This is a genomic window from Streptococcus sp. DAT741, assembly GCF_009866825.1.
GTDB lineage: Bacteria > Bacillota > Bacilli > Lactobacillales > Streptococcaceae > Streptococcus > Streptococcus ruminantium.
Genome location: NZ_CP019557.1, coordinates 712,443 through 738,931 on the forward strand (window position 1 = coordinate 712,443; position 26,489 = coordinate 738,931).

At 41.2% G+C, this 26,489-nt stretch carries 18 protein-coding genes; 12 read left to right on the top strand and 6 right to left on the bottom strand.

Annotation, left to right across the window (positions count from 1 at the left end; translation table 11 throughout):
* Positions 1 to 170: 170 nt before the first annotated feature.
* The gene (locus tag BZG42_RS03475; protein WP_155995474.1) at positions 171 to 5,147 is read left to right on the top strand and encodes a S8 family serine peptidase; all 4,977 of its coding nucleotides are present in this window, start codon (positions 171 to 173) and stop codon (positions 5,145 to 5,147) included.
* A 261-nt stretch (positions 5,148 to 5,408) separates the two neighbouring features.
* Here the strand turns inward: BZG42_RS03475 and BZG42_RS09945 are convergent, their stop codons facing one another.
* Entirely contained in the window at positions 5,409 to 7,520 is a 2,112-nt protein-coding gene (locus tag BZG42_RS09945; protein ID WP_201443301.1) for a GAG-binding domain-containing protein, read from the bottom strand.
* A 442-nt stretch (positions 7,521 to 7,962) separates the two neighbouring features.
* Between BZG42_RS09945 and BZG42_RS03490 the strand changes: the two genes are divergently transcribed.
* The 4 genes from BZG42_RS03490 to BZG42_RS03505 all read left to right on the top strand — a co-directional run bounded on the left by BZG42_RS03490 (position 7,963) and on the right by BZG42_RS03505 (position 9,269).
* Positions 7,963 to 8,292 carry a minor capsid protein gene (locus tag BZG42_RS03490; protein ID WP_024532382.1) on the top strand — a complete coding sequence of 110 codons (330 nt, stop codon included), beginning with the start codon at positions 7,963 to 7,965 and terminating at the stop codon, positions 8,290 to 8,292.
* A 199-nt stretch (positions 8,293 to 8,491) separates the two neighbouring features.
* Positions 8,492 to 8,713 (top strand): type II toxin-antitoxin system RelB family antitoxin, encoded by a 222-nt coding sequence (gene relB / locus BZG42_RS03495; protein WP_155970830.1) that lies wholly within the window; start codon positions 8,492 to 8,494, stop codon positions 8,711 to 8,713.
* Positions 8,714 to 8,974, top strand: a complete 261-nt coding sequence (locus BZG42_RS03500; protein ID WP_155962643.1) for a type II toxin-antitoxin system RelE family toxin — start codon at positions 8,714 to 8,716, stop codon at positions 8,972 to 8,974. It begins immediately after the preceding gene.
* On the top strand, positions 8,943 to 9,269 hold the full coding sequence (locus tag BZG42_RS03505) for a hypothetical protein (protein WP_155995651.1): 327 nt from the start codon (positions 8,943 to 8,945) through the stop codon (positions 9,267 to 9,269). The genes BZG42_RS03500 and BZG42_RS03505 overlap by 32 nt, the downstream gene beginning before the upstream one ends.
* Positions 9,270 to 9,540: 271 nt before the next feature.
* Here BZG42_RS03505 and nrdF read toward each other — a convergent pair whose 3' ends face one another.
* The 3 genes from nrdF to nrdH form a co-directional block, all read right to left on the bottom strand.
* Positions 9,541 to 10,503 carry a class 1b ribonucleoside-diphosphate reductase subunit beta gene (nrdF, locus tag BZG42_RS03510; RefSeq protein WP_155970832.1) on the bottom strand — a complete coding sequence of 321 codons (963 nt, stop codon included), beginning with the start codon at positions 10,501 to 10,503 and terminating at the stop codon, positions 9,541 to 9,543.
* 199 nt (positions 10,504 to 10,702) lie between these two features.
* Entirely contained in the window at positions 10,703 to 12,862 is a 2,160-nt protein-coding gene (gene nrdE, locus BZG42_RS03515) for a class 1b ribonucleoside-diphosphate reductase subunit alpha (RefSeq protein ID WP_120171507.1), read from the bottom strand.
* Between the two features lie 42 nt (positions 12,863 to 12,904).
* On the bottom strand, positions 12,905 to 13,123 hold the full coding sequence (nrdH, locus tag BZG42_RS03520; RefSeq protein WP_024532387.1) for a glutaredoxin-like protein NrdH: 219 nt from the start codon (positions 13,121 to 13,123) through the stop codon (positions 12,905 to 12,907).
* 682 nt (positions 13,124 to 13,805) lie between these two features.
* On the opposite strand from nrdH, the gene BZG42_RS03525 reads away from it, so the two are divergent.
* Both BZG42_RS03525 and ptsP read left to right on the top strand, forming a co-directional pair.
* Positions 13,806 to 14,069: a phosphocarrier protein HPr gene (locus BZG42_RS03525; protein ID WP_002936050.1), complete on the top strand. Its 264-nt coding sequence runs from the start codon at positions 13,806 to 13,808 to the stop codon at positions 14,067 to 14,069.
* A 4-nt stretch (positions 14,070 to 14,073) separates the two neighbouring features.
* On the top strand, positions 14,074 to 15,807 hold the full coding sequence (gene ptsP, locus BZG42_RS03530; RefSeq protein WP_120171508.1) for a phosphoenolpyruvate--protein phosphotransferase: 1,734 nt from the start codon (positions 14,074 to 14,076) through the stop codon (positions 15,805 to 15,807).
* 108 nt (positions 15,808 to 15,915) lie between these two features.
* Here the strand turns inward: ptsP and BZG42_RS03535 are convergent, their stop codons facing one another.
* Positions 15,916 to 17,403 (bottom strand): DUF1846 domain-containing protein, encoded by a 1,488-nt coding sequence (locus tag BZG42_RS03535; RefSeq protein ID WP_120171509.1) that lies wholly within the window; start codon positions 17,401 to 17,403, stop codon positions 15,916 to 15,918.
* A gap of 344 nt (positions 17,404 to 17,747) precedes the next feature.
* On the opposite strand from BZG42_RS03535, the gene rnc reads away from it, so the two are divergent.
* From rnc to ftsY, 5 genes are read left to right on the top strand one after another with little or no spacing between them, the layout of a single operon-like run.
* Positions 17,748 to 18,434, top strand: a complete 687-nt coding sequence (gene rnc, locus BZG42_RS03540) for a ribonuclease III (RefSeq protein WP_155964517.1) — start codon at positions 17,748 to 17,750, stop codon at positions 18,432 to 18,434.
* A 2-nt stretch (positions 18,435 to 18,436) separates the two neighbouring features.
* Positions 18,437 to 21,970: a chromosome segregation protein SMC gene (gene smc / locus BZG42_RS03545; RefSeq protein ID WP_155964518.1), complete on the top strand. Its 3,534-nt coding sequence runs from the start codon at positions 18,437 to 18,439 to the stop codon at positions 21,968 to 21,970.
* Positions 21,967 to 22,776, top strand: coding sequence for a Cof-type HAD-IIB family hydrolase (locus BZG42_RS03550; protein WP_155964519.1), 810 nt, complete (start codon positions 21,967 to 21,969; stop codon positions 22,774 to 22,776). The genes smc and BZG42_RS03550 overlap by 4 nt, the downstream gene beginning before the upstream one ends.
* Positions 22,766 to 23,578, top strand: a complete 813-nt coding sequence (locus BZG42_RS03555; RefSeq protein WP_155964520.1) for a Cof-type HAD-IIB family hydrolase — start codon at positions 22,766 to 22,768, stop codon at positions 23,576 to 23,578. Before BZG42_RS03550 ends, BZG42_RS03555 begins: the two co-directional genes overlap by 11 nt.
* Position 23,579: 1 nt before the next feature.
* Complete coding sequence (gene ftsY / locus BZG42_RS03560) at positions 23,580 to 24,848, top strand: signal recognition particle-docking protein FtsY (RefSeq protein ID WP_155964521.1); 1,269 nt, start codon at positions 23,580 to 23,582, stop codon at positions 24,846 to 24,848.
* 135 nt (positions 24,849 to 24,983) lie between these two features.
* Here ftsY and zwf read toward each other — a convergent pair whose 3' ends face one another.
* Positions 24,984 to 26,471: a glucose-6-phosphate dehydrogenase gene (gene zwf / locus BZG42_RS03565; protein ID WP_155964522.1), complete on the bottom strand. Its 1,488-nt coding sequence runs from the start codon at positions 26,469 to 26,471 to the stop codon at positions 24,984 to 24,986.
* Positions 26,472 to 26,489 lie beyond the last annotated feature (18 nt).

The window sequence follows — 26,489 nt, forward strand, 5'->3', positions numbered from 1 at the left end:
AAATCATTGCTAATTTTTATTGAAATTTAGATTAAAAAAGAGTATGATAATGTAGACGGTTGGGAAAGACGAATATTTGCTAGCCATTTATGATAATTCTACTGGAAGGGAGAATAGGAGATGTAAAGAAGAATATCAAGTATTTTATAAATTTTAATTTGGAGGAATAAATGGAACAAGAATTGATAAGACCCAGAAAACAAAAGCTGATTCTAACAACCTCGGCGATGATTTTACTAGCGAGTGTTGCAGCAGCAGAGCAGCAAGTAATGGCTGATACAGTGGGCAATACTACCGATGTGACAGTTGATTATGAAGGTAGTGTGAAAGAAGAAACACCTACTTCAAAAGAGTCAAGGGAAGAATTGGCTCAACCAGTTGAAGAGGAAATAAAAGGAACAGAACAACCTATCAAAGAAGTCCCAGCTACTGCCAATCAAGCTTCTCACACTTCTTCGGGTCAAAAAACAGAAAAAAACAAGTCATCAGACAGTACAGAAAAAGAAAACAAACAAGTACTAGTCACCTTTGAAAAAACACCTGATGAATCAGTCAAAAAAGCTGTCCTTGCCTTAGCAGGAGAACCTTCCAAACACCAATTTGATGAGATTATCAATGGGCTGTCTGTTGGAGTACCTAAGGAAAAATTAGCTGAAATACAAGGCTTGAAAGGTGTTAAACATGTTCAAGAAATAAACGCTCAACATAACATTCATCCGAACCCAAAAGAGCTAAAACACCTCAATGATCAAGCTCGAACCATTCGCGAGCAAAGAAAAGCAGAAAGAGGTACTCATCCCCTAGATGGACGAGGATTGGTTATTGCAACCATTGACTCTGGGATTGATAAAAACCACGAAATCATGCGACTAGATGATGATATAAAAGAGGAAAACCTGAAAATTAAAGAGGTTGCCCCAGGATATAGTCGTAAGATTCCATTCGCCTTTGACTTTATGAGTGGTGACAATGACTTGCTAGATGAGAGATCAGAGCATGGTATGCATATTGCAGGGGTATTGGTCGGAAACAAAGACAACGGTTTTAAAGGGATGGCTCCCAATGCTCAGCTTCTAGCTTATCGTACTTGGAGTTATGCCAATATAGAAGGTTTCCAAGAAGACCATCAATTTTTTGCTTTGGAAGATGCTATCAAAAGAGGTGCAGATGTTGTCAGCTTGAGTATCGGAAGTGATGGTTCTGGACAAAAAGGAGACGCTTGGTACGAAGCCTTTAAGAGAGCTGCCGAAAAAGGAATTATTGTGACAGCAGCGATGGGAAATACAGGATCTGCCAATACGACCAATACCTTTGATAGACGAGTTGACTCGGCTTATCCACAAAAAGATGAATCAGCAACTGTAGCAGTAGCAGCAAACCCTTATGTGCTCGGTGTTGGCTCTTACTATCACACGCACATGCAACTACCTCATCTAAAAGTTGGGGACTTGGATCTTCCTTATGAGGATATTAACTGGCATAACTATACCATATTTGGGAAGAAAGACCATCAAGAATTTAAGGCTCAAGGTGAATTGCATGACCTAGAAGAATCACCAAATGCAGATTTGAAAGATAAAATTGTCCTCGTTCGACGTGACGAGGAAGACTTGTTGAAAAAGCTCACTGGTTTGATGCACAAGAATGCTAAAGGTATTATCCTAATCAATGCACCTAGCCCAACTACTCTAGGAAATTACGAAACCATTCCAGAAATCAGAAGTACCCTTTTGGATGATTATAAGGGACAATTTCAAAAAACTTGGGCAGTCAGTGTGTCTGAAAAAGATGGTGAACGCCTGAAAGAGTACATCAAAAAGCAAGCCAAACAAAAGCAAGAAGATCTTCTCTTCCAAACAAAACCAATCCTGACCAAGGTTTTTGATCATCCAGGTATCTCAGGATTTAGTTCTTGGGGAAGCTCAGGAACCATGGAAATGAAACCAGATGTAGTAGCCCCAGGGGAAAATGTTTACTCAACAGGTAACTGGAATAGTTACTTTAACATGAGTGGTACCTCCATGTCTTCTCCTTACGTAGCTGGAGCTAGTGCCATGTTGCTTCCACATACTAAAGACTTGTTGAAAAACGGTGGAAACTTAACAAAGGGCTTATCCCTACCTGAATTAAATAAAATCTTGCTACAAAACACAGCCGATGTTCTTTTAGATCATACTGTTCCAAAAGGGAAAGACATCTTAGAGTATTCTCCAAGACGTCAAGGAGCAGGAGCTGTCAATGCAGAGAAAGCTCTAAAGACCAAGGTCTTAGTCACCTATGACCATAATAAAGGAGCAGCCTCCCTGAAAGATTTTGAAGACAAGAAAAAAGAATTTTCTCTTGTCATGAAAAACTTGTCTGATGAAGAACAAATCTTTGTTATCACACCAGGACAAGTCCTAGGCAAGACACTCTATTCTCATGAGCGCAAGATGTATGGCAAAACGGAAACAATCCAAACCACCCATACGCGGAAGATTGATGGAGCTAACTTACAAGTTGCCAAAATTATCAGGATTGCGCCAAAAAGCCAAGCAGTTATACCAGTCACTCTAGAAGTCGGTGGCGCACAGAAAAATGAATTTGTCGAAGGCTATATTTACTTCCAATCCTTAAATCCAAATCAGCCAAACCTCAATATCCCTTACACAGGATTCTATGGCAACTGGAATGATGAGAAGATTGTGGACCCACCAGCTTGGGAAAAAGACAGCAAAACAAAAATGACTGGCTTTGTCAAAGGCTATGCGACAGGTCACGAAGTCTTTGACTATGTCCCATGGGGGACAGACTATGAGAAATGGAAAGAAGATCCATCTCAAATCACCTCAGATCCTAACTTGTATGTCTTGCAATCCAAAGGCGGAATCAGCGACAATGCCAAAATGCGCTTGAGATTGATGACCATGCGCCATGCGCAGGAGTTAGTGGTTGAGGTTGTAGATTCTAAGGATGAGTCTGTAGCGAAGACCTTGAAAGTCTTGAAGAGAGGACATTATCCACTCAAATTTTTAAATAGCGCCCATAAGGAAAAACTTCAACACTATATCGAGCCATATAACGATCCTGATATGGATTTGGACTGGGGAGGAACCGTCTTTGATCCGAAGAAAAATGATGAAGTGCCCCTGAAAGAAGGTCAGTACTACATCCGTATCCGGGCTCGTCTGGAAGAACATCGTCCATGGCAGTATACTTACATCCCATTCAAGATTGATAATACCTCACCGACTATCACTGTCAAAGAAAAGACAGATGATAAGGTAGTTCTGGACATTCAAGATCCTAATCTGCACCAAGTTTTACTGAAAAAAGATAGTGAAACCGTCAAAGTTATTGAACGGTCATCAGATGGTTATTACCATGTGGAAAGACGATCTCTTGATGATGAAGTGAAATTGGTAGCTGTCGACTATGGTGACAACAAGACCATCTTTGACTTGGAAAAATTGGAAGTAGTAGAATCCAATGAAAACTTAGGGGGATATTCTTATCGTTCAAGAAGATTCAGCAGACCATTACGCGGCTATGGTTTTGCTACTACGGATGAGGACGATGTCGAGGAGGATGAAGAAGACAATCTTGATGATACAACTTCTGAAGAGGACGACGAATCAGAACAAGATGAAGATTCCAAAGCCGAAGAGACAGACTATGATGATGACGATGATGATGAGGATGATGAACTAGAAGATCTGGATGAAAAAACTTCTTCTGAAGATGAAGAAACTGAGGAAACAGACTATGACGCTGCTGATGATGACGATGATGATTTAGAAGAAAAGGCTAAGAAAGAAGATCCAACCAAGTTTGAAAGCGGAGCCGATTTCCATGATGATGATAATACACTAGGCTACCTAGAAGGAAACCGTGGTGGTAAGATATGGGATGAGGATGAAGAAAAAGGTCAGTATTACCGTACCTACTATCTACACGTTAAAAAAGGTCAGCGTGTTATCATTACCAATACAAACCCGCTTTACAATGTGAAGAAGTATAAGGCAATCACAGCACCGACCTGGTCTGGCACCTATGAGTCTGATCCGAAACAGAGAGAATACTATAAAGAAATTAAAGTACCTGTCTTTGAAGGTTCGAACCAGATTAACGTAACGGTTTACCACGATAATAAGAAAATTTTTGCGCGTGGCTATGCAGTGAAATTAGATAGTCAAATTCCTAAGTTGACTATTGATAATAAAAATATCAAGCTTCCAACTGAAGAGGATGAGACAGGTGTCATTCTTACACCAGATGGCAAGGTTAGACTATCTGGAACGGTGGAAGATGGACAAGAGGGATGGAAACTCTATATCAATGGTGATATGGTAGACAGTACCCTCAAAAAAGGTGAATTTGGTGACTTCTACCATCATAACAAGCGTCAATGGACTTATGAGAGACAGCTCGAAAATGACGATTATGTAACGATTAGAGTAGTTGACTATTTGAAAAATAGTTATACCTATCGCTTTAAGGTAAAGGTTGATGCATCAGCCAAGCATGAAGAGTTGGTACAACCAAATCCAGAAACACCATCCATCAAGAATGTGGACACATTTACGAATGATTTGAATATTGATTCGTTATTTGATGGATTTAAAGGCGAGGGGATTACGACTCCATTGGCTCTTGTGAAGGAACTCAGTCGCTTAGCTCCAGACTATAGTATTCAGTTGTTTAGTTTGGAATTGCTGAAGCCGGATGGTTTCTATGTGGCACGGATACAAGTCCAAAAAGGAAATCAATACCAGCAGCTAGATGTCAAATGGTTCTCAGTCCAACCAGAACAAGATAAACCGAATGACATTATGAAACCTAAGGAAACTCCGGCTCAACCGAAGAAACCGGAGCAGAAGGTAGAAATACCAGAGAAACCACAACTAGATAAGCTGTCAGAAACCGCTCCAAAAGTCTTGAAGCAGGCCCAGCCAGAGCAAGGCGAAAAAGTTTCACTTCGGATGGAGCTCAACCGTGCTCTTCAGATACAAGAAGGAGTTGCTACAAGAGGAGAGGCTTCTTCAAAAGCAAGCACAAAAGCTCTTCCTCAGACTGGTGAGAGCAGCAATCTATTCTTAGTAGGTTTAGGAGTTGTACTTGCAGGCTTTACTGGTCTTTATCGTAAGAAAAAGAAAAAGCAGCTTTAATAGACAGACAAGTCGAAGATAGTTGTGTGCCAATAGCTTAACCCTCCATAAAAGAGTAGATAGACAAGGTCTTAGACCGACGCTCTATCTGCTCTTTTTTTGTACCGTGTTGGAAGACTACAAATCATGGAAGACGGACTATATCTATCACAAATGAAAACCCATACCTCAGCTATTGAGATATGGGTTTCTTAAAGCAAATCTATTGATAGAAGAGATAGCTAGATGGCACATCGCTATCTCTGATTCGTCAGAGGTGCTTTATTTTTTTCTTTTTTTAGTGTGTGCTATTCCCAAGAATCCTAGTAATCCACTTCCCAGTACTGCAAGGATAGATGGTACCTCACCTGTATTTGGCAAGACTTTCTTAGGAGTCCGTGCCTTAGATGGCATAGCTTTCTCTGCTTTCTTAGGAGCAGGAACTGGCTTCTTATCCTTAGGTTGCTCAGGTTTCTTGCCTTCAGGTTGAGTTTGTTTCTCGTCCTTAGGTTTCTCAGCTTTCTTGCCTTCAGGTTGAGTTTGTTTCTCATCCTTAGGTTTCTCAGCTTTCTTGCCCTCAGGTTGAGTTTGTTTCTCATCCTTCTTAGGTTGTTCAGGCTTCTTATCCTCAGGCTGAGTTTGTTTCTCATCCTTCTTAGGTTGTTCAGGTTTCTTGTCCTCAGGCTGAGTTTGTTTCTCATCCTTAGGTGGAGTCGGCTTGTCTTCTTTCTTAGGAGCAGGAGTTTCTTTAGGTGTATCTGACAATTTTGTCAAGACGAGAGTAATTGTCTTAACGGTAGGGTCTAGTTTGTCGTAACCTTCTTTTTTCTCAATCTTGTATGTATCAGATAGATTTTCTGTCAGCTTCTTGATTTCTGCTTCAAGCTCTTGAGGAGTTCCGTAGAACGGACGACTTTGTCGGCTACCGCCATCACCGTTTGTTTCTAATACAATAATGCTCTTATGCTGATTGAAGACCAGTAGGATTCGATTTTCTCTTTCAAATCGGTCAACATAAGGATAACCATTTTGTTTGTATTTCTCTATTGCTTTATCCAAGGTTGCTTTCAGCTCTTCTGGTGTACCTTTGAAGTCCACTTCTTCTGTCTTATCTTTTGTTTGATAGAAGAGTTTGTAGTCTTTCTTCATGCTATCATCTTGCTTAGGTTGAGACGGAGCAGGTTTCTCTGTGTCCTTCTTAGGTTCTGGAGCAGGTGTTTCGTCTTTCTTAGGTACTTCTGGTTCCTTAGGATCTGCAGGTTTCTCTGTATCCTTCTTAGGTTCTGGAGCAGGTTTTTCCTCCTCCTTCTTAGGTTCTGGAGTAGGAGCAGGTGTTTCGTCTTTCTTAGGTACTTCTGGTTCCTTAGGATCTGCAGGTTTCTCTGTATCCTCAGGCTTCTTAGGTGCTTCCTCAGGTTTATCCGTATCCTCTGGTTGTTTTTCTGGTTTCTCAGGAGTCGGCTTGTCTTTATCTTCCGGTTTTTCTGGAGCAGGTTGCTCATCCTTCTTAGGCTCTTCTGGAATAGGAGCAGGAGTAGGTTGCTCTTTTTCTTTCTCTTTTTTAGCTTTTTCTTCAAGTTCTTTAGCTAGTTTTTCGATTTTTTCGAATTTTGGAATTAAATCGTTCTTCACGTACACCCCTAGGTGAGTAGGTCCTTCCAAGGAGGCATAAGAACTATCACCACTAAAACTAAAGGTTTTTTCAATTAATTGTCGCAACTCTGGGTCATCATGTTTTTGGTAGAAAACTTGTGCCTGACGAGCTATTTTTTCAATTGTAGCAAATTGAGTAAAGTCGTATAAGTCACTTAAAAGTTCTTTCTCAGAAGAATACCCTTTGCTTTTAGCTTTTTCTAGTCGAGCTTTTGCAATTCGCTCAAGTCCAGGATCTTTTTCATCTCCATTCCAAAGTCTATATTGTTCCTTAAAAGCAGGAATTTTAGGGTCTAAAGGTTCTAATTTATTAACTTCATCTAAAATCCGTTCTAATTCATCAATCATTTGCTGTCCAGCAGTCTTTGTATCCTCTGCTTGAGGTGCTGCTTTTTCAGGTGCTGCTTCTTTACTTTCTGTTTGAGATTTTGGTGCAGCTTCTGTTGTGGGAGTTGACTCCTTAGGTTTCTCTTCTCCTGTGGTGCTTTCTCCATTCGTATTTGGTGTAGCTTGTGTAGCAGTTTCCCCTCCCGCAGCTGTAGTAGCGGGTGTCTCACTAGCTGTTACACCTGGTGTTGCGGCAGTTCCCCCTGCTGAGTCACTAGTAGTGCCATCTGTTGTGACATTTGCTTGAACGAGTTGTGTCGAAAGTCCAAATAATAATGTGGTTCCAATGAGAATTGACCCGACACCAGCTCGCAATTTACGAATACTGTAATGCCTTTTCTTCTGTGGAGTCATAAAATATCTCTCTTTCTTCATTTTTATATATACTAGTATATCATTCCATAAAAGATGAACCCTTATATTTTATATATTGTTATAAAAATATTATCTTCACGAATTTACTGAAAATTTAATGTCATTTAATTTTGGGAACACTAATTAACTCCAATACCGGGAAAACACGGAGTTTTACTGGATTTTTTCGACGCAATTACCATTAAAAAAAAATACTGATCTGACGCCTTACAAAGTTTTTAATTGCTACACTATCTGATGTATCATGACAGCGAAAATTAGTTTTTGAAACTATCTGAAAATAAAAGAAAGGACTTAGTCCTGTATAAATCAAAACTAAATCCTTGCAACAATTATTTACTCTATTTCTGAGGAGCATAGAGCTACCATTTGTTTTGTGCGCTGAGGTCTCCTACAATCCATACAAATAGGAAAGCTAGCAATGATGAACCAAATGATGCTTGATACCAATAAATATATCCCAAAGAAAAGCGGTAATTTGCGAGCATCTGGGCATGTAGTCGGAAATTCTATAGTTTATAACCCACCTTACGCAAGAGCGCAATATTACGGGCCAAAGCGGAAAGGTTTTGTTTCTGAAAAGCAAAGACGATTTTTCTTTGCTAACAGGGAGAAATTACTAGCAGCTAGAAGAAAGTACACAACGCCGGGAACTGGTACACATTGGTATGAAAAATCCTTTAAAAATGCAAATAATATTAGAAATTGGAAAAGAGTATTTATAAAAGCAATTCATATAGATGCTACTTGATAAATTTTAATACTGTTTGATATAATGATTTAAGCACAAGGAGTAGTATATAGGGATTACGCCTTGATGGAGGAAATTCCGGTGCGAATCCGTGTCATTGTGCTAGCATCTAGGAAACTAGGTGCTTTTTATTATTGTGAGAATTGACAAACACCTTAAAATGTGTTACAATGTAACACAAAGAAACGAGGTAAATATCATGAGTACAGTAACTATCAGATTAAATCAAGAAGAAGAAATATTTTTCAAAAGCTATGCTCAATTAACAGGGCAAAGTCTTTCAAGTCTTTTCAAGAAAGCTCTTGAGCGTGATATTGAAGATGAGTATGATTTGAAAATTTATAAACAAGCCTATGCTGAATACAAAGCAGACCCAGAGACAATTAGCCATGCTGATTTTAAGAAAGAGCTGGGCTTGTAAATGTATCATGTAGAGTATTCAAAAAAGGCTCAAAAGCAGATCAGAAAGCTGGATAAATCTATCCAAAGGCTACTTTTTGCTTGGGTAGATAAGCATTTAGACGGTACAGACACCCCACGAACTAACGGCAAGGGATTGACAGGAAACCACGCCAATGAATGGCGTTATCGTATCGGTGATTATAGACTGATATGCGAAATTCAAGAGGATAAGATGGTTATTCTAGCTCTTGAGTTTGGGCATAGGAAAGATATTTACTGATTACTGGAGAAATATAAGAGCTGAGTTATTCAGCAAAGAAGAAATTTTAGCGAGTGATGCTCGTGTTGCCAAAATGAGCCAGCGTAGTGAAAGCGTGTATAATCTCAAGTTAGATGATGAAGTAATTGATAAAGTGACAGGTCAAAATGCTATCATTGTTTATATTTCTAATGAATTAGCAGATGATTGTTACTTAATCGAGCCGCTAAACCATTCTTACTTACCAGATTGGTGTGAGATAAATCAGTTAATTCGATATAAAAAGAGCTTGGGACAAAAAGATTTTCAATTTTGAAAATCTCAATTATCAAGTCCTTTAGATCTATAATTGAACAAAAAAAGCGAACAAACCAAGATTCTGATTGTCAGAAAACTGGTTTTGTTCGCTTTTTATATATGAAATTGGACTATTGTCCCAACCTCTTCCTTGCCTGCTGAACTCATAAAATTTAATACCTTTTTTACTACCCCTTTAGTATAATGTACTTGTTTGTACTTTACATTTTAGAATGAAAAAGGTAAAAAGTGGGTTAATAACTTAGTGTATTTTATTAAACTGTTTGCTATTATGATAATCCATACAAATAGTCGTCGTCCTGCATAGCTTCAACTTCACCGAGCAAGTATCCATTTCCCACCTGTGAGAAGAAGTCGTGGTTTGATGTACCAGTTGAGATACCGTTCATGATAATCGGGTTGACATCATCTGCTGAGTCTGGAAAAAGCGGATCTTGTCCCAGGTTCATCAGCGCCTTGTTGGCATTGTAGCGGAGGAAGGTCAAGACTTCTTCTGTCCACCCAACAGCATCATAAAGAGAGCGCGTGTAGCCTTCCTCGTTTTCATAGAGCTGGTAGAGGAGGTCATACATCCAGTCGCGGAGTTTCTCTTGCTCCTCCTCTGGCAATTCATTGAAACCGACCTGAAACTTGTAACCGATATAGGTACCGTGGACAGACTCGTCACGGATAATCAGTTTGATAATTTCAGCAACGTTAGCGAGTTTATTATTTCCAAGATAGTAAAGCGGAGTAAAGAAACCAGAGTAGAAGAGGAAGGTTTCCAAAAACACACTGGCGATCTTCTTTTCAAGTGGTGTCCCAGTCTCATAGATTTCGTTGATTATCTTCGCCTTGCGTTGCAGGTATTCATTGCTGTTTGTCCACTCGAAGATGTCCTCAATCTCTGATTTGGTATTCAAGGTTGAAAAGATAGAAGAGTAGGACTTGGCATGGACAGACTCCATGAATTGGATATTGTTGTAAACAGCCTCCTCATGAGGGGTCCGAATGTCATTGCGCAATGCCTGCACCCCTGTTTCAGATTGCAGGGTATCCAAAAGAGTCAAGCCACCGAAGACCTTACCAACCAGGTCTTTTTCTTCGGCAGTCAATTTACGCCAGTCATCCAAGTCGTTTGACAGGGGGATACGGGTATCGAGCCAAAATTGCTCGGTCAACTTTTCCCAAGTAGACTTATCGATAACGTCTTCAATGGCGTTCCAGTTTATGGCTTTGTAGTAGGTTTCCATATTGTTTTCTTTCGTTTTATCACTAATTATTTTTGCGTTTATTTACCAAGCATCAGAACTGTCATGATACAATTCCGAAGCAGCCTATCTGTCGTTCGTTTTCCTTGATGTTAGTTGTTGAATAAAGCTTTCTTTTTTCAATCCAAACGGATAAACATTTTCCAAACGTTACAATGTCGAATAATCTTTATTCAAAACATCAGATAACACACGACTCACATTGGTTTGCGCCGACTTCTTCGCCATCATCCGTGAAAGTACGGATGTAGTAGATTGATTTGATACCTTTGTTAAAGGCATAGTTACGAAGAATAGACAGGTCACGTGTGGTTTGCTTATTCTCTTTTTTCCATTCGTAAAGGGCTTTTGGTAGCTCGCTACGGAGGAAAAGTGTGAGTGATAAGCCCTGATCCACATGCTCGGTTGCAGCAGCATAAACATCAATGACCTTACGCATATCCATGTCATAGGCTGATTTGTAGAATGGAATCGTTGCAGTAGAAAGTCCAGCAGCAGGATAGTAAATCTTACCGATTTTCTTTTCTTGGCGTTCTTCAATACGTTGGGTAATCGGATGGATAGAAGCTGAAACATCATTGATATAGCTGATAGAACCATTCGGCGCAACAGCTAGACGATTCTGGTGATAAAGTCCATCAGCTTTTACCTTCTCACGCAGTTCAGCCCAATCTTGTCCGCTTGGAATAAAGATTCCTTCAAATAACTCTTTCACACGATTTGATTGTGGCTGGTAGTCACCAGTTACATACTTGTCAAAGTAAGTACCATCTGCATAGGCTGATTTTTCAAAATTTTGGAAAGTAGTCCTGCGCTCACGCGCAATATTGTTTGACTCTACCAAGGTCCAGTAGTTGAGGAGCATAAAGTAGATATTGGTAAATTCCACCGCTGTTTGTGATCCATAATCAATCAGATGTTGAGCCAGATAGCTGTGGAGTCCCATAGCACCGAGACCGATAGAGTGGGCCTGACTATTTCCAGCTTCAATGGATGGCACAGCAGAGATATGTGAATGGTCTGTTACATAGGTCAAAGCACGTGTCATGGTGCGGACAGAACGACCAAAGTCAGGTGACTTCATGAGGTTGACGATGTTGGTTGAGCCGAGATTGCATGAAACATCTGTCCCCATAGTCAAGTACTCCTGAGAATCGTTGAGAACACTAGGAGTTTGTACTTGAAGGATCTCTGAACAGAGGTTAGACATGATAATCTTACCATCAACAGGATTGCTACGGTTGGCTGTATCAATGTTAATCACATAAGGATAGCCAGATTCCTGTTGTAGTTTTGAAATCTCTGTCTCCAAGTCGCGCGCCTTGATTTTTGTTTTACGGATACGAGGATTAGCGACCAACTCATCGTATTTTTCTGTTATATCAATGTAATTGTATGGGATACCGTATTCTAGTTCGATAGAATATGGGCTGAAGAGATACATATCTTCGTTCTTACGAGCCAGTTCGTAAAATTTGTCAGGAACAGTAATACCAAGTGAGAGAGTCTTCACACGAACCTTCTCATCAGCATTTTCCTTTTTGGTAGAAAGGAAGGCGATGATGTCTGGATGGAAAACATCTAGGTAGACAACTCCTGCCCCCTGGCGCTGACCGAGTTGGTTAGAATAGGAGAAGCTATCTTCAAAGAGTTTCATAACTGGAACAACACCAGAGGCAGCTCCCTCGTAGCCCTTGATTGGTGCACCGGCTTCACGCAAGTTGCTGAGAGAAATCCCCACACCACCACCGATACGGGATAATTGCAGAGCTGAGTTGATAGAACGACCAATCGAGTTCATATCGTCTGTTACTTGGATGAGGAAGCAAGATACCAACTCACCACGACGGGCACGCCCAGCGTTTAAGAAAGAAGGAGTCGCAGGCTGATAACGCAAGTGAATCATCTCATTTGCCAAATTCAGTGCCAATTCCTCATCGCCTTCTGCAAAATACAAGGCATTGAAAAGCACACGATCTTCCATGCTTTCCAAGTAGTAGGCACCGTCGTTGGTCTTGAGGGCATACTGGTTGTAGAATTTGTATGCCGCCATGAACGATTTGAAGCGGAAGTCTTGATCTTTCAAAAATTGATCAATTTTTATGATAAATTCAGGACTGTACTGCTCCAAAAATTCTTTTTCAAGGTAGTTTTCTTCCAGTAGATAAGCAATTTTATCTAAAATGGAATCAAACTGTTTGGTATTTGGAAGGACATTCTCCTTAAAGAAAGCTTTGACAGCTTCTTGGTCTTTATGGAGGGGAATTTGCCCATTTACAGGGCGGTTAATTTCATTATTTAGACGGAAGTAGGAAACATCGCCTAACTCTTTCAAACTCATAGTTGCAATCTCTTTCTATTTATATAGGAAGGTAAAATAGTATTAAACCAAAGCTTTTAATTTTCCTGGTTGGAAGCCTGAGAAGACACCGTTTTCAGTTTCGATTACTGGTGCCGCTGAGAAACCGAGTTCTTTAACATGCTCGATAAACTCAGGTTGCTCATCTAGATTGATTTCTTTGTATTCTACATTGTGCTGGTCCAAGAATTTCTTAGTCATTTTGCATTGTACACAGTTGTTTTTTGAATAGATTGTTACCACTCAAGTTCTCCTTTGTCCATGAAGGATTATCAAAAATCCTAATTTTGTTACCAGACTAGCATACAAAATTTTGAGATGAAAGTCAAGAAGGAAGTTTAGGCAAAATCACAAAATATAGTATATTTTTATTTTGTAAAATACCATATATAGTGCTTATCCGTTCTTGATAATAGGTCTATCATTCGTGCTGTTGACCAGAAAGCTATCCTTGTCTCGTATTGTATTATGCTGAATAGTTGAAACATAAATACAACAAAGTACGATATGCTTGATAGCGACACAAAAATATTTTTTTCTTACTGAAAAGTAAAATATGACAATACTAGCTATTGTATGAAAAATAAGATGAGAAATAGTTTTAAGTTTTTCATGGTCACCTCTCTCGCAGTATTCGGATACTAAATTAAATAGCAAAGAAACAAGTCTATTTCTATAAAAATATTTATGGTATAATAAAAAGGTTAATACTATCTTTACTTGATCTTCGCTTTCTCTCAATCCTTCTGTCTGGGATTGAGTTTATTTAATAGTAGAAAGAATGAAACAAGGTCGTTTTTTTATACTAGAATATGAAAGAAAAGTAAAAAAATATTGAAAATGATTTCAAGAAGTGGTATAATGTCCTCTGTAAGGGTTATCACGAGTAACTCACAATTTTGTAAAAACAAAGGAGAATCCAAATATGGCTTCAAAAGACTTCCACATTGTGGCAGAAACAGGTATTCATGCACGTCCAGCAACATTGCTTGTGCAAACAGCTAGCAAATTTGCTTCAGACATCACTTTGAACTACAAAGAAAAGTCTGTTAACCTTAAATCTATCATGGGTGTTATGAGTCTTGGTGTTGGTCAAGGCGCTGACGTAACAATCTCTGCTGAAGGTGCCGATGCTGACGATGCAATCGCAGCTATCACTGAAACAATGGAAAAAGAAGGATTGGCATAAAAAGATGACAGAAATGCTTAAAGGAATTGCAGCATCAGATGGTGTTGCCGTTGCTAAGGCATATCTACTCGTTCAGCCAGATTTGTCTTTCGAAACTGTTACAGTTGAAGATACAAATGCAGAGGAAGCTCGTTTGGATGCTGCTCTAGAAGCATCACAGAACGAGCTTTCTGTTATTCGTGAGAACGCAGTAGCTAGCCTAGGTGAAGAGGCCGCAGCCGTATTTGATGCACATTTGATGGTTCTTTCTGACCCAGAAATGATCGGTCAGATAAAAGAGACAATCCGTGCTAAGAAAACCAATGCTGAGACAGGTTTGAAAGAAGTCACAGATATGTTTATCGCTATCTTTGAAGGTATGGAAGACAACCCATACATGCAAGAGCGTGCAGCAGATATTCGTGACGTAGCTAAGCGTGTGTTGGCGCATTTGCTTGGTGTTCGTTTGCCAAACCCAGCAGCTATTGATGAAGAGTCTATCGTCATTGCTCATGACTTGACCCCTTCAGATACAGCACAGTTGAACAAACAGTTTGTAAAAGCCTTTGTGACAAATATCGGCGGACGTACAAGCCATTCAGCTATTATGGCTCGTACACTTGAAATTGCGGCTGTTTTAGGGACAAATAACATTACGGAAATTGTCAAAGATGGCGATGTATTGGCTGTTAACGGTATCACCGGTGATGTTGTTATCAACCCATCTGAAGAAGTGATTGCAGAATTTAAGGCTGCTGGCGAAGCTTATGCAAAACAAAAAGCTGAGTGGGCTCTCCTCAAAGATGCTCAAACAGTTACTGCTGATGGCAAGCACTTTGAATTGGCAGCCAATATCGGTACACCAAAAGACGTTGAGGGTGTTAATGATAACGGTGCAGAAGCTGTCGGTCTTTATCGGACAGAGTTCTTGTACATGGATTCTCAAGACTTCCCGACTGAAGATGAGCAATACGAAGCGTATAAAGCAGTACTTGAAGGTATGAATGGCAAACCAGTTGTGGTTCGTACAATGGATATTGGTGGTGATAAGGAGCTTCCTTACTTTGATCTCCCGCATGAGATGAACCCATTCCTTGGTTTCCGTGCCCTTCGTATCTCTATCTCTGAGACTGGTAACCAAATGTTCCGTACACAGTTGCGCGCTCTTCTTCGTTCATCTGTACACGGAAAATTACGGATCATGTTCCCAATGGTTGCTCTGTTGACAGAGTTCCGTGCGGCGAAAGCTATCCTTGAAGAAGAAAAAGCAAACTTGTTGGCAGCAGGCATTGCAGTTGCAGATGATATTGAAGTGGGTATTATGATTGAAATCCCAGCAGCAGCGATGATTGCGGACCAATTTGCAAAAGAAGTAGACTTCTTCTCTATTGGTACAAACGATCTTATCCAATACACAATGGCGGCAGATCGTATGAACGAGCAGGTTTCATACCTTTACCAACCATACAACCCATCTATCCTACGTTTGATTAACAATGTGATCAAGGCTGCACATGCAGAAGGCAAGTGGGCTGGTATGTGTGGTGAGATGGCAGGCGACCAACAAGCTGTTCCACTTCTTGTTGGTATGGGCTTGGATGAGTTCTCTATGAGTGCGACCTCTGTTCTTCGTACACGTAGCCTCATGAAGAAATTGGACACTGCCAAGATGGAAGAATACGCTCAGCGTGCATTGACAGAGTGTGCAACAGCTGAAGAAGTTCTTGCCCTTCAAAAAGAGTATGTAGACTTTGACTAATTAAATTGTAGCACTTCCGATTTTGGAAGTGCTTTTGCATACTATTTTATTATAGCAATCATAAAAACACCTGTCAGAAAATATTACTCTGACAAGTGTTTTTTATGTTTAGTTTTTCTGATAAAACTTGTTGTGTTGATAAATAGGATCAAAAGTAAGGTTGATACCTAGTTTGCGAAGGACGCTTTTATCTTCGTCGGATAGGATAACTGTCGAATGAGCTTCGCTACCGTTCAAATGTCCCAATTCTTTCATGGCTGTTGCAGCAAGTGAGCTATCTTGGGCGGTAATAGCAAGGGCATTGAGGATTTCGCTGGCATTGAGACGAGTATTGTGTTTATCTAGGTGGTTGGTTTTTAGCTCTTGGATTGGACGGATATAGTTTGGCTCAATCAATAAAACAGCATCATCGATTTGAGCAATCTGCTTGATGGCGTTCAAGAGAACGCTGGCAGTCGGTTTGAGTAGGTCGGATGTTTTACCTGTCACAATCTCTCCACTTGGTAACTCAATAGCAAGAGCAGGGGCATTGGTTTCTTCAGCTTTTTGGCGTGCTGCAAGGGTGACTTTACGGTCTGCTGGGGTTACACCGACCTCGTTCATCAGCAATTCAATCTTTTTGACAGCTTGCTCGCTGACACGTTCCGCCTTAAAATCGACCAAGGTTTGATAGTAGCGACGAATAATCTCTTGTTTAGAGGCTTCAATGGCAGCCTCTTCGTTGATGATTGAATAGCCGACCATATTGACTCCCATATCAGTCGGTGAAGCGTATGGTGATTTCGTTAAGATACGCTCAAAGGTACGGTTGAGTACAGGAAATACTTCAATGTCTCGATTGTAGTTGACTGCTGTTTTTCCATAAGTCTGCAAATGGAATGGGTCAATCATATTCAAATCGTCAAGATCGGCAGTAGCAGCCTCGTAGGCCAGGTTCACTGGATGATGAAGAGGTAAATTCCAGACAGGGAAGGTTTCAAACTTGGCATAACCAGATGTGATGCCATGAAGTTGATCGTGATATAGTTGAGAAATACAGGTTGCCAATTTGCCAGAACCAGGACCTGGAGCTGTCACAACAACGAGATTGCGACTTGTTTCGATATAGTCATTTTTTCCCATACCTTCCGGCGAGATAATGTAGTCAATATCAGAGGGATAACCTTTTATTGGATAATGTAGATAGGATTTGATGCCATACTTTTCAAGCTGCTTGCGGAAAGCATCAGCAGCGGGTTGGTTACGGTATTGGGTAATGACAACAGAACCGACATAGATGTCAATATCGTTGAAGGTGTCAATCAGACGGAAGACTTCTTGGTCATAAGAAATTCCCAAATCACCGCGCGCTTTTGAATGTTCAATATTGCTGGCATTGATTGCGATGACAATTTCTACTTGATCTTTTAATTCCTGAAGGAGTTTGATTTTATTATCAGGTTCATAGCCTGGTAGGACGCGGGCGGCGTGGAAATCCTCTAGCATTTTTCCACCAAATTCCATGTAGAGTTTACCCTCAAATTGGGCGATACGCTCTAAAATATGGTCACGTTGTAAGTTCAAATATTTATTTGAATCAAATGCAATCTGTTTCATTGTGTTGCATCCTCTCTATGTATGTTTAGTTATATGGGTAATATTTTGCTCAGAAAAAACAAAAACGCCCCCTAGCTAATAGGGAGCTATGTCCGACCTCTTAAAAGAGGTGCCCGAACAATACTATATCAGAGTTAGACGAGCTTGTCAAGCGTTCCAATCTTTTTCACAGAATAGGGAATCTATAACTATTTTCAGAAACCCTATTTAAAAATTGATACATTTGTGTGAAAACTAGGCTAGGGTAGGAAGAGGAGAAGGAAATGTGGTATAATATTGAGATGGAATGCAAGTAAGACCTTCCATGGTAAATATGACTTGAACTTGAGAGAAAGGAGCATATTATGAACGATTTACATACAAAATTACTGGAAGATTTTGGAATCAATTTTTCGGATTTGACCTTGTTAGAAACAGCTTTTACCCATACCTCTTATGCCAATGAGCATCGTCTTCTAAAAATTTCACATAATGAGCGCTTGGAATTTTTAGGAGACGCTGTTCTCCAGTTGATGATTTCCAAGTACCTCTATCAGAAATATCCTGATCGTCCTGAAGGTGAGATGTCCAAATTGCGTTCGACATTTGTTAGAGAAGAGTCCTTGGCTGGCTTTGCTCGTGCTTGTGGCTTTGATGCCTTCATTCGTCTGGGAAAAGGTGAGGAAAAGTCTGGTGGTCGCAATCGGGATACGATTCTCGGTGATGCTTTCGAGGCATTTTTGGGAGCTTTGCTATTAGACAAGGGAGAAAAGGCTGTTGAACAGTTTCTTTATCAGGTCATGATTCCTCGTCTGGAAAAGGGGAATTTTGAGCGAGTGACAGACTATAAGACAGCCTTGCAAGAAATTCTTCAGGTCAATGGTGAAATTGCAATATCCTATCAGGTTATATCAGAGTCTGGGCCTGCACACGATAAAATTTTTGAGGTGGAGGTGTCGGCGGATCAGCGTGTGATAGGACGTGGAAGTGGTCGGTCGAAAAAATTAGCGGAACAAGCTGCCGCCCAAAATGCTGTGGAGACTAGAGGATAGATATGTATCTTAAATCGATTGAAATGCAGGGCTTCAAGTCCTTTGCGGATAAGACAAAGGTTGTTTTTGATCGTGGGGTGACTGCTGTGGTCGGTCCCAATGGGTCTGGCAAGTCCAATATTACAGAGAGTCTGCGTTGGGCTTTGGGGGAGTCTTCTGCCAAGAGTTTACGTGGTGGCAAGATGCCAGATGTTATCTTTGCCGGGACAGAGAATCGGAAACCACTCAATTATGCTTCTGTAGTGGTGACTTTGGACAATAGTACAGGGTTTATTGCTCATAAGAACAAAGAAATAAGAGTTGAACGCCACATTTATCGGTCAGGTGATAGTGAGTACCTGATTGATGGTCAGAAGGTGAGACTGCGGGATATTCATGATCTTTTTATGGATACCGGCTTAGGTCGAGACTCCTTTTCTATCATTTCTCAGGGGCGTGTTGAGGCCATCTTCAATTCCAAACCGGAGGAACGCAGGGCTATTTTTGAAGAAGCTGCGGGTGTTTTAAAGTACAAAAACCGTAAGAAAGAGACAGAAAGTAAGCTGGCTCAGGCTCAGGGAAACTTAGATCGTTTGGACGACATCATCTATGAATTGGACAATCAGGTCAAACCCTTGGAAAAGCAAGCCCAAACAGCTAAAAAGTTCTTGGAGTTGGATGGTCAACGCAAGGAACTCTATTTAGATGTCTTGGTCGCTCAGTTAAAATTGGGCAAGGAGACATTAACTGCCAAGGAAGCAGAATTAGAGGCAGTCAAGGTAGATTTGGCTACTTATTATGAACAGCGGGCTGAGTTGGAACAGGACAATCAATCCTTAAAGGACAGGCGCCACCGTCTATCAGAACAGATGGAGCGAGAACAAGCTGTCTTGCTTGATTTGACGAAGTTGATCAGCGATTTGGAACGAAAAATAGATGTCTATAAGCTGGAATCCAGTCAAAACGAGTCTAGTCGTCAAGAGGCTCAGGAACGCTTAGAAATGATGCAGGTTAAACGAGATGACTTGGAAGAGCAAGTTATCCAAAAACAGGAAACACTTGCTCAACTAGAGGCTACTCTGGCTGCCTTGCAGGTGGATATTGCTGCGGTGGATAAAGAGATTTCTTACTTTTCAGAAGATCCAGAACAGGTTCTAGACCATTTGCGAGAGCAGTATGTGACGTTGATGCAGGAAGAGGCTGAAGCGTCGAACCGTTTGACAAAAATTCAGCAAGATATTGCCAATCAAATCAGCTTGTCTGAGAGTAAATCAGAAGAGTTGGCGCGACTACAGACTGAAAAAGAGACTGCCCAGAAAGAATTGACAGAGAGTCAAGCTAGTGTGGAGCAGGCTGAAGCCAGTCTGCGTAGCTTGTTGGATGCTTATCAGGCTGGAAAAGAACAGTTTGAGCAGGCTGAGAAAGCCTATCAACAAGAGCAAGGGCTTATGTTTGATTTGCTAGATCAGCTCAAGGGGAAACAGGCTCGGCAGTCAAGCTTGGAAGCTATTTTAAAAAATCATTCCAATTTTTATGCTGGAGTCAAGGCTGTTTTGCAAGCTGCCCCAAGTTTGGGTGGTATTGTTGGTGCGGTTAGTGAACAACTGACTTTTGATACGCGTTATCGGACTGCTTTGGAAATTGCTTTGGGTGGTGCCAGTCAGCATGTGATTGTTCAGGATGAAGCGACCGCTAAACGGGCTATTGCTTTCTTGAAGGAGAAACGCCAAGGGCGAGCGACCTTCTTACCACTGACGACTATCAAGCCACGACAGTTGGCGGCTCAACAGTTGGCAACACTTGAAAGTTCGGTTGGTTTTATGGGAATAGCCAGTGATTTGGTGACTTACCAAGCTGGCTTAGATAGTATTTTCCAAAACCTGCTAGGGACGATTGCAATTTTTGACACGATTGATCATGCAAATCAGGCTGCGCGTGCAACTAGGTTCCAAGTGCGAATGGTGACGATGGATGGGACTGAAATTCGTCCCGGTGGTTCCTTTGCTGGTGGTAGCAACCGTGGGAATAGCACGACCTTTATCAAGCCAGAATTAGAAGCGCTTTTGGGAGAAATAGCAGAGCTTTCTAGCCAGTTGCAAGAACAAGAGAGTTTGGTAGCGACTAAGAAAGTGACCGTAGAGCAAGCTAGAGAGAGTCTGGATACTATCAAAGAAGAGGGAGAGCAAGCTCGTCTTGCTCAGCAGAGTGCAATCATTCGTCAGGAACAAGTGGAGAATCGTTTAGCTCAGTTAACAGCTCAGTACGATTTACAAATGGGACAAATTAGTCCCACAATCCTCACAGAACTGGAAGGCCAAGCTGCCGAGGAAGCGACCCTTGTTCAATCTTTGCATGACAAAAAGGCTGAGCTAAATCAGCAAATCAGCCAAGTTCGAGATAATCGTGATAGCATCCAAGAGAGTTTACAGAACTTACAAGCTCAAAAAGGACGCTTGACACTTGAACGGACTGAGGTAGCCAGTCAGCTTCGCTTTGAGCAGGCAGATCTCCAACGCTTGAAGGTAGAAAAAGAAGCGGCTAATGAGGAAATATCCATCCTACAAGATAGAATTGACCAGAAATTAGAAGCTCTTGAGGACACCAGCATAGAAGTTCTGGAAGAACAATTACTGGCAGCTACCGACAAGCAAACTCAGACCAACCAAATTCTTATTCGCTTAAAATTTGAACTAGAGGATATTGATGGACAGTTCGAAGATTTGGAGGGGAGATTGCATCAGGCTCGGTCTCAAAATGATGACTTGATTCGCAAGCAGGCCAAGTTGGAATCGGACTGTGAGCAAGCAGGGGATAAATTAAGAAACTTGCTTGCGAATCTAACCGAGCATTTTAAGCTCAGTTTTGAAGCAGCCTGCCAGAAAGCCAAGGAAGTAGAAAATCTTCCTGCGGCCGAGCAAGCACTGAAAGATTTTGAAAGAGCTATTCGTACTCTTGGTCCGATCAATTTGGATGCAATCGAACAGTATGATGAAGTAAGCAACCGCTTGAACTTTCTCAATGAACAGCGAGCAGATATTTTATCAGCCCGCGATTTGCTCCTTGATACCATTCATGAGATGGATGATGAGGTGAAAGAACGCTTTAAAGTAACCTTTGAAGCTATTCGCGAAAGCTTCAAGCAGACGTTCAGACAGATGTTTGGTGGCGGTTCTGCGGACTTGATATTAACAGAAAGCGATATGCTGACAGCGGGTGTGGAGATTTCTGTTCAGCCTCCGGGAAAGAAAATCCAATCGCTCAATCTGATGTCTGGTGGTGAAAAAGCCCTGTCGGCTCTTGCTCTGCTATTTTCTATTATCCGTGTCAAGACCATTCCCTTTGTTATTCTTGATGAGGTGGAGGCTGCTTTGGATGAGGCGAATGTTAAGCGTTTTGGAGATTATCTCAATCGTTTTGATAAGGAGAGTCAGTTCATCGTGGTGACTCACCGTAAGGGGACAATGGCAGCAGCGGATGCCATGTATGGAGTGACAATGCAGGAGTCAGGTGTTTCTAAGATTGTCTCAGTTAAACTGAAAGATGTGGAAAAATTATGATTAAAAAGCTTTATGCTAGTGATATGGATGGTACTTTTTTACGCGAAGACCACAGCTTTGATAAAGAGCGTTTTCGTCGATTGCTTGATCATTTTAAAGAAAAAGGGTATCTGTTTGTAGCCGCTAGTGGACGGTCACTGCTAAGCCTTAAGATGGTCTTTGAGGATTTTGTGGATGAGATTGCTTTTGTGGCAGAAAATGGTTCAATCGTGGAATATCAAGGTCAGGTAATTTTTATGGATGAGTCTATTCCATCGGAAGTTTACCTTCCCTTGATTGCGGGGATAGATGCAGGCCCTTACGGAAGCAGTCGCTCCATGGTTTTATCGGGTCTCGAAAATTTTTATTTATTAAAAAATGCAGAGCCACGTTTCTTGGAAGCAATGACGAGCTATTATGCCCATTTTCATCTGGTTGATTCGTTCAAAGAGGTTGAAGAGGATATTATCAAAATCAATGCTAGATTTTCTCCTGAGGAAATGGATGCTGCAAGGCAGTGGCTGAATGATACATTTGAAGGTGTGACAGCCATGACAACAGGATTTGATAATATTGATATTATCCTATCTGGTTCCAATAAGGCAGTCGGTCTCCAACACTTATGCAAGCATTTTGGGCTTAGTGGGCAGGAGGTTGTGGTCTTTGGTGATAACCAAAATGATTTAGATATGTTGGCATTTGCAGGTTATGCTATTGCGACAGAAAATGCTAGAGCCGATGTCAAGGCTCTGGCAGATCAGATTATCGGACACTGTAATGACGAAGCGGTATTGGCCTATTTAGAGGAGGAAGTAAATGGCAATTAAATTGATTGCATTGGATTTAGACGGAACACTTCTGACATCGGATAAACGAATTTCGGAAGCTAACAAAGAAGCTATCGCCAGAGCACGCCAACAGGGAGTTTACGTTGTACTGACGACAGGACGTCCCTTGCAAGCGATAGGCACTTTTCTGGAAGAGTTGGACTTGCTCGGTGAAAATCAGTATTCTATCACTTTCAATGGTGGTTTAGTGCAAGAAAATACAGGTCGTATCCTAGATAAGACTGGTTTTAGCATTGAGGATGTGCGTGCCATCCGACAGGTGACAAATGACTTAGACTTGCCACTGGATGTTCTTTATGGTGGAGATGTTTACTCTTTACCGTCAGCACACGCTTCTCTCTATTTGACCTGCAATCCGCTGCTCAATAAGATTTTGATTACGGATGAGACTATGCCAGAGGACTTTGTTTACAACAAGGCCGTATCGGCAGTTGCCGCAGATTTTTTGGATGAACAGATTCCAAAAATCCCTGTAGAACTCTATGAGCGTTTTGAGATTTTTAAGTCACGGGATATTTTGCTTGAATGGAGTCCAAAAGGAGTCCATAAGGCAAATGGTCTAGCAAAATTGATAGGCCATCTAGGTATCAAACAGTCAGAAGTAATGGCCTGTGGCGATGAGGGAAATGATCTTTCCATGATTGAATGGGCTGGTCTTGGTGTAGCGATGGCTAATGCAACAGATGAAATCAAGTCGGCTGCCAGAGTCGTTTTGCCAAAGAGCAATGATGAAGATGGGATTGCTTGGGCCATTAAAAAATATGTACTGAATGGGGACTAATATGGGATTATTTGATCGATTATTTGGACAGAAAGCGCAAAAGAAAAGTCAGGCAGAAGCAGTTGATGAGCTTGAAAAGAATCAGGCAGAAGAAGAGATGGGACAAAGTGAACCAGTTGAGCCTGAACAAGTAACAGAAGCTATTGAACAGCCTATGGTGCCTGAATGGACAGTTGAGCAGGAGGAACAAAGACAGCGAACACTGGATATGATGAGCCAGTATTATGCTGCTAAGGAAGCTGCTGCCTCTCATGTCAAAGAAGCTAGGGAAGAAGGAGATGGCTCTGCTATCCAAACCAAACCAAAGACCGAGACTGTTCAGCAATTAGTACAAACAGTTCAAGAAAGCGAACAAGATAAGTACCAACGAACTTTGAAAAAGACCCGTACAGGTTTTGGGGCTCGCCTCAATGCTTTCTTTGCTAATTTTCGTTCGGTTGACGAAGAATTTTTTGAAGAACTAGAAGAGATGTTGATTTTGTCAGACGTAGGTGTACAAGTCGCTTCTACACTGACAGAGGAGCTCCGCTATGAAGCCAAATTACAAAAGGCTAAGAAAGCTGAAGAGCTCCGTCACGTGATTATCGAAAAACTCGTTGATATTTATGAAAAAGATGGACAGTTTAGCGAACAGATCAATTTTCAAGATGGCTTGACTGTTATGCTCTTTGTGGGTGTCAATGGTGTTGGTAAAACAACCTCTGTCGGTAAGTTGGCCTACAAGTATAAACAAGCTGGTAAAAATGTTATGTTGGTTGCAGCAGATACTTTCCGTGCAGGGGCAGTTGCTCAGTTGGTGGAATGGGGACGTCGTGTTGATGTGCCAGTAGTGACGGGTCCGGAGAAATCAGATCCTGCCAGTGTTGTTTTTGACGGAGTCGAACGTGCGGTGGCAGAAGGTGTAGATATTCTCATGATTGATACGGCAGGTCGCTTGCAAAATAAGGATCATCTCATGGCAGAGTTGGAAAAAATTGGTCGCATTATCAAGCGAACTTTGCCAGATGCACCTCATGAAACTTTGCTTGCCTTAGATGCTTCAACAGGGCAAAATGCTCTCAGTCAGGCCAAGGAATTTTCAAAAATTACACCGTTGACAGGTCTGGTTTTGACGAAACTGGATGGTACAGCAAAAGGTGGAGTGGTTCTTGCCATTCGACAAGAATTAGATGTGCCTGTCAAGTTGATCGGTTTTGGTGAGAAGATTGATGACATCGGTGAATTTAAGTCAGAAGAGTTCATGCGTGGACTGCTGGAAGGTCTATTATAAAATAAAAGAAGTAGATAGGAAATGCCTTATCTACTTCTTTTGTTATCTTATGCTAGAAATTTATTTTGCCAGTCCAGGAAGTGGCAAAATAAGTGCACATCTTATTGATTCTGGCTAGCATTAACAATCTTTGATTTATTTTAAAAGCCCACGTTCACGGTACCAGACATCTGGTGTCCAGATCCATTCGCAACCGTAACTTTTGAGTAAATCAAAGGCAGCTTGTGGTCCCATAGTTCCTGCTGGATAGGTGTGGAGTGGTACTTGATGATTTGTCCATAGTTCAACGATACGATCAATCAAACTCCAGCTAGCTTTTACTTCCTCCCAATGGCTAAAGTTCGTTGAATCACCATTGAGAACATCAAAGAAGAGTTTCTCGTATGCCTCAGGCGAGTTTCCTAGAGCTGTTGCATTATGACGAAAATTGAGTTTGGCGGGTGTCAAGGCAAAATGGGAGCCGACTTCTTTACCATTGATGGACAACATGAAGCCCTCCGTTGGTTGGATATAGATTGTTAAGATATTTGCCTCGGATGGTTGTCCAAAGATATCTTCTGCGTGCTTAAAGGTGATAGTGATGCGTGTTCCTTTTTCTGTCAAGCGTTTTCCAGTACGGAAGAAGAATGGAACATCACGAAAGCGGTCTGTATCAACAAAGAAGGCACCGCTAGCAAAGGTTTCGGTTTGAGAACCTTCAGCAATATTTGGCTCATCAAGATAGCCAATATAGTCTTTGCCATCAATAGAGCCTGCTGTATATTGACCACGGATAAAGTTTCGCTTGAGTTCCTCGTCAGATTGGTGACGGAGGTGTTGGAAAACCTTTATTTTTTCAGCGCGAACATCCTCTTCTTTGAAACTAGCTGGTTTATCCATAGCAAGAAGGGAGAGAACTTGTAGAACATGGTTTTGAACCATATCTTTTAGAGCACCTGAATGGTCGTAGTAACCACCTCGATCCTCCACTCCGATTGCCTCTGCGAAGGTGATCTGGATATTGTCAATATAGTTGCGGTTCCAAATATGCTCGAAAATAATATTAGCAAAACGTACTGCAAAGATATTTTGAACCATTTCCTTCCCTAAATAATGGTCAATACGGTAGATTTGATCTTCCTTAAAAGTAGTTGCCAATTCCTTATTCAAATTTTCGGCAGTTGCTAAGCTAGTTCCGAAAGGTTTCTCGATAATCAGACGCTCAAACCCCTGTCCATCAACAATTTGTTCGGATTGAAGATGTTTGGCAATGGTACCGAAAAATTCAGGAGCCATGGAGAGGAAGAAAATCTTGTTGTGCCGTGTATCGTATTTTTCACACAAATCATCCTGCAATTTGCGAAGAGCTAGATAATGCTCTGTATCATTGACATCGTGACTTTGATAGTAAAAATGACTAGCAAATTCATGGGCTTGACGTGGTGTATCCGGCAAATCACCTAAGGATTCAATGACGATTTGTTCAAAAAATTCTTTCGTCCAAGGTCTACGTGCTGTACCGATAACTGCAAAATGTTCCTTGATATGTCCAGCCTTATAGAGGCGGAATAGGGATGGGTATAGTTTGCGTTTGGCAAGGTCGCCACTAGCACCAAAAATTGTAAATACTACATGTGATGACATAATTTCATTCCTATCTGT

What these genes read in the sequence shown, in the direction of transcription:
- BZG42_RS03475 (WP_155995474.1), top strand. Translation starts at nt 171, where the DNA reads ATGGAACAAGAATTGATAAGACCCAGAAAACAAAAGCTGATTCTAACA.
- BZG42_RS09945 (WP_201443301.1), bottom strand. Translation starts at nt 7,520, where the DNA reads ATGACTCCACAGAAGAAAAGGCATTACAGTATTCGTAAATTGCGAGCT.
- BZG42_RS03490 (WP_024532382.1), top strand. Translation starts at nt 7,963, where the DNA reads ATGATGAACCAAATGATGCTTGATACCAATAAATATATCCCAAAGAAA.
- relB (WP_155970830.1), top strand. Translation starts at nt 8,492, where the DNA reads ATGAGTACAGTAACTATCAGATTAAATCAAGAAGAAGAAATATTTTTC.
- BZG42_RS03500 (WP_155962643.1), top strand. Translation starts at nt 8,714, where the DNA reads ATGTATCATGTAGAGTATTCAAAAAAGGCTCAAAAGCAGATCAGAAAG.
- nrdF (WP_155970832.1), bottom strand. Translation starts at nt 10,503, where the DNA reads ATGGAAACCTACTACAAAGCCATAAACTGGAACGCCATTGAAGACGTT.
- nrdE (WP_120171507.1), bottom strand. Translation starts at nt 12,862, where the DNA reads ATGAGTTTGAAAGAGTTAGGCGATGTTTCCTACTTCCGTCTAAATAAT.
- BZG42_RS03525 (WP_002936050.1), top strand. Translation starts at nt 13,806, where the DNA reads ATGGCTTCAAAAGACTTCCACATTGTGGCAGAAACAGGTATTCATGCA.
- ptsP (WP_120171508.1), top strand. Translation starts at nt 14,074, where the DNA reads ATGACAGAAATGCTTAAAGGAATTGCAGCATCAGATGGTGTTGCCGTT.
- BZG42_RS03535 (WP_120171509.1), bottom strand. Translation starts at nt 17,403, where the DNA reads ATGAAACAGATTGCATTTGATTCAAATAAATATTTGAACTTACAACGT.
- rnc (WP_155964517.1), top strand. Translation starts at nt 17,748, where the DNA reads ATGAACGATTTACATACAAAATTACTGGAAGATTTTGGAATCAATTTT.
- smc (WP_155964518.1), top strand. Translation starts at nt 18,437, where the DNA reads ATGTATCTTAAATCGATTGAAATGCAGGGCTTCAAGTCCTTTGCGGAT.
- BZG42_RS03550 (WP_155964519.1), top strand. Translation starts at nt 21,967, where the DNA reads ATGATTAAAAAGCTTTATGCTAGTGATATGGATGGTACTTTTTTACGC.
- BZG42_RS03555 (WP_155964520.1), top strand. Translation starts at nt 22,766, where the DNA reads ATGGCAATTAAATTGATTGCATTGGATTTAGACGGAACACTTCTGACA.
- ftsY (WP_155964521.1), top strand. Translation starts at nt 23,580, where the DNA reads ATGGGATTATTTGATCGATTATTTGGACAGAAAGCGCAAAAGAAAAGT.
- zwf (WP_155964522.1), bottom strand. Translation starts at nt 26,471, where the DNA reads ATGTCATCACATGTAGTATTTACAATTTTTGGTGCTAGTGGCGACCTT.